5 protein-coding genes and 1 tRNA gene are annotated in these 6987 nt (G+C 46.7%); 2 read left to right on the top strand and 4 right to left on the bottom strand.

What is annotated here, in order from left to right:
• Positions 1–143: 143 nt before the first annotated feature.
• The 3 genes from GY683_RS02130 to GY683_RS02140 form a co-directional block, all read right to left on the bottom strand.
• Positions 144–219: transfer RNA gene (locus GY683_RS02130), tRNA-Val, on the bottom strand.
• A gap of 167 nt (positions 220–386) precedes the next feature.
• Positions 387–1091, bottom strand: a complete 705-nt coding sequence (locus GY683_RS02135) for a nucleotidyltransferase family protein (protein ID WP_297287183.1) — start codon at positions 1089–1091, stop codon at positions 387–389.
• Between the two features lie 66 nt (positions 1092–1157).
• A complete protein-coding gene (locus GY683_RS02140; RefSeq protein WP_297287184.1) occupies positions 1158–2168 on the bottom strand; it encodes a phosphotransferase in 1011 nt (336 codons plus the stop codon).
• 190 nt (positions 2169–2358) lie between these two features.
• On the opposite strand from GY683_RS02140, the gene GY683_RS02145 reads away from it, so the two are divergent.
• The gene (locus tag GY683_RS02145) at positions 2359–5085 is read left to right on the top strand and encodes an LPS assembly protein LptD (RefSeq protein WP_297287185.1); all 2727 of its coding nucleotides are present in this window, start codon (positions 2359–2361) and stop codon (positions 5083–5085) included.
• A 161-nt stretch (positions 5086–5246) separates the two neighbouring features.
• Positions 5247–6560 (top strand): peptidylprolyl isomerase, encoded by a 1314-nt coding sequence (locus tag GY683_RS02150; RefSeq protein WP_297287186.1) that lies wholly within the window; start codon positions 5247–5249, stop codon positions 6558–6560.
• 58 nt (positions 6561–6618) lie between these two features.
• On the opposite strand, the gene GY683_RS02155 is transcribed toward GY683_RS02150, so the two are convergent.
• Positions 6619–6987 (bottom strand): LysR substrate-binding domain-containing protein (locus GY683_RS02155; protein WP_297287187.1); only part of this gene is annotated, 369 nt, incomplete at its 5' end.

Below are 6987 nucleotides of genomic sequence, written 5' to 3' on the forward strand. Positions count from 1 at the left end.
AAGCGCCCTGGTGAGCGCTTTCAATGATGGCGGAGTGGACGGGACTCGAACCCGCGACCCCCGGCGTGACAGGCCGGTATTCTAACCAACTGAACTACCGCTGCTTAGGTCGCTTACTTTTTAAAGTAAAGTAAAAACTTATATGGTGGGCGGTAACGGATTCGAACCGCTGACCCTCTGCTTGTAAGGCAGACGCTCTACCAACTGAGCTAACCGCCCATGTTCTAGGAACTGCTGAACTTAGTAGAACTTAACAGGCTTGGCTGTTTTTACGTTACCGTGTTCGTTCGTTGTGGTGCGTATTATATAGATTTCTGGCGTAGTGTCAAACACTTTTTTCATAAAAATGTAAAATAATTTATAAATTTTTGATTTTATTGATTATTTTACAGTGAATAGTTTTGATGGACATATTCATTGACTTGAGCGAGTCTCTCCATCGTGCCCACATCAACCCACTTATCCTGCATCAGCTCGCCAGTGATGCACCCTTCTAGCATGGCATTTTTTAGAAATGGTGCAAGTGGCGCTATCTCGCCTGCGGTTACAGATTCAACGAGTTTAGGTGATAACACACTCAACCCTGCAAAAGTATGATTGGGCAGAGATTCGCTCTTTAGGGTCGCTTTGTCGCCATCTAATGCAAAATCACCCTCTGGGTTGTGATCGGGATTCACCGTTAATACCAAATGCCCTAAGCGATCACCAAGTGCAACATCTGTCAAACCCTTAAAATCATACTCGGTCCAAACATCGCCATTCACCAGAATGAATGGCTCATCGCGCAGGTATCCGTTCGCCAAGGCGTATTTGATGCCTCCTGCGGTCTCTAGTGGTTCAGGTAGCACGCTCTCGTTGGAAATGTGTAGATTCACCCCAAGACTCATCTGACTCAATGCATCAATGATGACCTCGCCCAAATAGCCCACATTAATCGCGATGTCAGTAATGCCTGATGCGCGCAGACGCTCAATATGCCAAACAATCAAGGGCTTGCCCGCAACAGGCACAAGTGGCTTAGGCGTGGTTAGCGTCAAGGGACGCATGCGTGTGCCCTTGCCCGCTGCTAGAATCATTGCTTGAGTGATCATGGGTACTTCTTCTTAATTAAAATAAGCTTGAAAAAAGGCGAAATATCGCCTTTAGTGTTTGTATTTTTAGTTAAAATTAGCATGATAAGATGGCAAGACATGCGCTTTTAACCACGCATAAAATGGCTCAATGCGCTGCTCACCATGAGATTGTAGCCATTCTAGCTCAGCATTCAAGTCTTTCATTACTTTTGGAATATCCTCAAGATATCGATGTTTACCATCGCGTTCTGAGAGGCGAATAAAAATGCCAAGCACTTTTAGATGGCGCTGCACGCCCATGATGTTCACGTCTCTGGTAAAGTCATCCAAATTAATATTTAGCGCTTTGATGGCGTGAAATTCGCCAATCTTGGCATTCACCCAAGTCTCATGAAAATTAACATAAGCATCGCGCACCAGACTCACCAAATCATAACTGTACGCGCCGATGACCGCATCTTGAAAATCAATCACGCCAAGCGCATCACTGCCTTTATCCGCCATAAGATTACGACTGTGATAGTCACGGTGGACGACGACTTTTGGCTGCAGCTTGATTTGCTCAATAAGATCATCTTTAAATGTCTGCCACATGCTCTTTGCATCTTCTGTCAAAGACACACCCACATAAGGCAGGAACCACTCGGTGAATAAATCCATCTCAGCACACAGCTTTTCATCACTGTAAGCAGGCAAATTAACATCGGTAGGCAGGGTCTGCAAGTCCGCTAAAGTCTGCAATGCCCTGGTATAATATGCATTAACATTGTCCGCATCGTCACGAATTAGATGTGCAAATTCCACCGTACCAAAATCTTGTAACAGCAAAAACCCTCGCTCAATGTCACGCGCAATAATATCAGTCACATTGACAGCAGTGGTCATGATCTCAGCGACATTCACGAATTCGACCACGCTCTCTTTATCAGGTGGTGCATCCATGAGTAGATAAGTGGTGTACACACCCTCACCGGCGTTCATATAGATACGATGATAACGGCGGAAGCTGGCATCGCCCGCCAAGCTCTCCACACGAAAACCCATGCTTAGGTTAGCATTCAAAAAAGCCATCATCTCATCATGGCGTGCTGTCATGTTGATTCCTTAAAATATCAAAAAGAAAATTATCGCAAATTTTACCACGTTTCGCAGGATCATGCGTAATTTGATGATAAATAAAATCATCAAGCAGAATCCGACGTGATTATAAAATCTTGCAATTTTTATTAAAAAATAGTGTAAAATAGCAAACATTTACCAAAAAGATCAAACAAGGTTATTGGCTGTGAAATCAATCAAACGCACTCCTACGCACTCCACCCACGCAAAAGCACGTCTGATGATGAGCGTTCGTATGGCGTTATTTGGGGCAAGTTTATTACCCATGGGTGCGCTCGCGCAAAGCAACGAAGCAGTCCAATCCACCCAAAATAACCAAGAAACCGCCAGCCAGCCAAGCAAGAGCTTAGAGAGATTAGCAAGCTACTATCATGCCAAACCCAGCCAAGATGCACGCTGCCAAGGTGTATGGATACACCCAAGCCAAAACCGCCAAAGCCAAACGCTCGCTGAACAGCTGGGTGCAGACACAGAATCGGACAATCATTATGATGACACTGTGGACTTTTTGGATGATGTAGCGGCATCTGATGCAATGCCTTCTGACGACTTAGAAGCGCAATCATCAGCAAGTTCACTCCAAGCCCAAGCAGACCAAACCAAGAACAACGATGGCACTTACTACGCTCAGGCGGATTATGGTTATTATGATAACGATGAATACGCTGAACTGTCAGGCAACGTCATCCTAGAGCAAAATGGTCAGCAAGTACTTGCCGATAAGATTACCTTTAACCCAAAAACTGGCGAATCGAACGCCAGCGGCCAAGTTGTTTTTGGGGATAATCCTGCCAACATCCTAAACACCCAAGAGTCAAATACCGACAAACAAAATAAAGGCGCGGGCGTAGGCATCATTGGCGTGGCTGGTGAATTGGACTATAACGCCCAAACCCAAACCGCTAACGCACAGGATGTCGCCTTTGCCAGCACGACCATCGGTGCGCACGGGCACGCCAAAGAAATGAAAAAAGTCAGCGACAGTGAATACCACATGAATGATGTGATGTTCACCACATGTCCACCTACTGAGCGTAAATGGCATCTGGATGCTGACAGCATTGAAATCAACAGCGACACAGGGCGCGGCATCGCTAAGAACAGCACATTAAAAATCAAAGACGTGCCTGTTTTTTATTTGCCGTATTTTAATTTCCCTATCGATGATCGTCGCAGTAGTGGCTTCTTGTTGCCGCGCGCAGGCTTTGGCTCCTCTGATGGCTTTGAGGTGACGACGCCTTATTACATGAATCTTGCGCCGAATTATGATTTAACATTAAGCCCGACGGTATTCACGAACAGAAACCCGATGCTTGAAGCGGAGTTTCGCTACTTGACCGAAAAGTACGGCTCAGGCATCATTGATGGTGGCTACCTGCCAAGCGATCGTAAATACAACGATGAAGATCGTTATCATCTATTCTATGACCATGAATGGCACTCAAAAGCCCTCAAAAACTTATCGGCTTATGCGACCTATCGCCATGTATCGGACAGCGAATACCTCAATGATTTTGACACGCTGGGTCTAAAAAACAATCCTTTGAATCTATCACGACGCATCGGTGTTAGTTACTATAACGAGCATCTGACTGCCGACCTAAAAGCTGAGACCTTCCAGACGCTTGATGGCACCAATAACGACGGCACGCCAATCCAAGATAAGGATAAGCCATACTCTCGTCTGCCGCAGCTTGCTGTGAGCTACTCTCTACCCAAATCAACCGATGCGCTTGGTGAGCGATTCAATATTCCAAGCTCATTAGACCGCGTGGATGTGACCGGCATTCACAACACTGCCTATTTCAAAAAATCCATCAAGGATAATTCTGAAACCGAAAAAAGCGGTGTGCGCATGTACAACCAAATCTCAGCAAGCTATCCGATGCTGCGCTCATGGGGTTATTTCACGCCAAAGGTCAGCCTAAATCACCTATACGCCTCTTATGACGAAGACAGTCTGGCGGTTCAGAATCTTAGCGAAAAAGAAGGCTCATATTCAGTATTTGCGCCACAGATTGGTTTAGATACTGCAGCATTCTTTGAAAAATCAGGCTCGCCTTTTGGATGGTTTGATGAGTCATTGGGCGGCTATCAGGTATTATCGCCACGCCTAAAATACAACTACACCCCACATAAAGATCAAAGCAACATTCCAAATTTTGAGACTGCGTTCTCAGCCATGAGCTACGATCAGCTGCTGTCTAACACGTGGTTCTTGGGTTATGACCGCATTCAGGATTTGCACGCGATTACACCTGCGCTAAGCTACCGTTATATCGACAAAGATGGCTTGACACGTTTTGATGGCGGATTGGCGCAGCAGTTTTATTTGGATGATCTGAATGTTGGCATCGATAACAGCCAAGCTTATAGCGAAAACAGCTCAGGTCTGGCTTGGAAAGCAAGCACACAGCCGCTGAACAGCCTATGGGTCGATGCGGATGGTTCATTCTCTCACGACTATGACCTTAATCACGTCACCGCACAGATTCGTTACCAACCAAATGAACAAAGCCTGTATAGCTTTGGCGTGATCAATCGCAAAGAAAACAAAGCGCTTGTCCAGCTTCCACTACAAGCCTACACCGCAGCTGCCATTTTTCCGATCAATAATCGCTGGCGTCTGCTTGGTCAAGCACAATACGACTATCGTAACGACCGCTTGCTAGATGCGTTGGTGGGCATTAACTATGAAGATTGCTGCTACGGTTTATCCGTCTATGCACGCCGCTATCGCAACAGCTTAAACCCTGATGCCGATGCCAACAACGCCATCATGGCAGAGATTCGCCTAAATGGCATCACCAGCGGCGGACGCCTAAATAACCTCATGAACGATAAAGTACTGGGTTATGAGAACGTCCAAAATGCATGGCAACGCGCCTATTGATTAGTATTGCCAAATCGTTACAGTGCTTTGTGTTAGCTGTCGGTTTGGTAAAATTTTGCACAGTGCTTAACATTTATGCGCTCGCATTTGACGATGCGTGTGGCAAATGCTACACTTAATGAGATTTTTTATTAACAAAACAAATTTCCCAAGGAATTGATATGCAAGGCAAATTTTTAATTCGCCCATTATTCATGGGCCTGCTTGCCGTAGGCGCACTAGGCTCATCCGTTATTGCCAGCGCCAATATTAGCACTTCGCAGAGCACAGATGGCATCATCGCCGCCGTCAATGATGAAATCATCCTAAAAAGCGAACTCATCGCCGCAAGCGCTGCACTGGCTGCCGAATACCAAGCCAACAACATCAATGCCACGCCTGCCCAAATCCAGCGCGCCGCACTAGACAGCTTAATCACACGTAAGATCCAGCTTGGCATCATTAATCGCGCTGGCGTTACCACCAACGAAGCTGTCATCAACCGCCAAATGCTACAAATCGCCCGCTCGCAAGGTCTAGACTCTCTGGCAGCGCTACAGTCCTCGCTAGACAGCAAGCAAGCTGGTAGCTATGCTGCTCTACGTAAGCAGCTCATCGAGGATGCTGCGATTGGCGCGTTGTGGCAGCACCAAGTATCGACACGTGTTAATATCACCGATCAGGAAGTTGAAGCTTTCTTGAACTCGCCCGATGCAGCTAGCATCTCACAGACGCAATACCACCTGATTCACATTCGCGTGCCTTATAAGGCGGACGCTAACACCAAAGACAAAGCTCGTGCGCAATCTGTCGCTGAACAAATCACCACCAATCTACAAAATGGCGACTCACTGAATGCCGCGCTTGATAAAGTTAAGGACTATGAGCCACAGCCGCAAGGTGCAGACACTGGCATGATTAATCAAAGCGCCCTGCCTGCTCACATCGCTGCCCACATCGCCAATCTATCAGCTGGTAGCGTCACACAGCCCATCGTAACCGAGGCTGGCATCGATGTGGTAAAACTGGTCGCTAAAAATGACAATGCTCGCGTGCTAATCCCAGAATGGCAAACAAGTCACATCCTAGCGCGTGTGGACGACACCCAAAATGCCGCCATGGCAGAACAAAAAATCAACGCCCTGTACAACGAACTTCAAAAAGGCGCTGATTTTGCCAACCTAGCTGCCGCTTATTCAGATGATTCAGGGTCAGCGCAGCAGCGTGGCAGCCTAGGCTGGGTCGGCGAAGATCAGATGGTGCCTGAATTTGAAAACGTCATGAAAAACACCGAAAAAGGCGACTACTCAACACCGTTTCGCTCTCAATTCGGTTGGCATATCCTAAAAGTTGATAATGAGCGCACGCGTGACGTTACCGATCAATATCGCAAAAATGCTGCCCGCGAGATGATTTTTAGCCGTATCGCACCTCAAGCCGAAGAAGATTGGATTCAAGAGATGCGCGCCGCTGCTCATATTGAAATTTTTGAATAATTTAAATACTTCAAAAAACCAAAGAGACGCCGTGATTGGCGTCTTTTTTGATGCCGAATCAAGATTCCTTTTGGCACTTCTCCACCCAAAAATCAATAAAAGCACGTACCTTTGCACTCAAAAAAGCTCGATCCATATACACCGCGTACAAGGTCACCGACAGCACATCATAATCAGGCAATAATCGCACCAATCTACCTTCTGCCAAGTCACGCTCCACGAGCCAATCAGGCGCATAGCCTATCCCCATGCCTTCAAGGGCAAGCTCTGTATTCATCGGAGTGTCATTACTGACTATGATGGCAGTAGGCTCGATGGTGTGCTTGGTTTTATTTAACTTATGAGTGATGGTCAGGCTGTCCATTTTGACATAAGTTGGCAAGATTGCCTGATGCTCGTTCTGCTCATCGAGCGTGGTGGGCGTGCC

The sequence above is a fragment of the Moraxella sp. genome (assembly GCF_024227015.1).
GTDB lineage: Bacteria > Pseudomonadota > Gammaproteobacteria > Pseudomonadales > Moraxellaceae > Moraxella.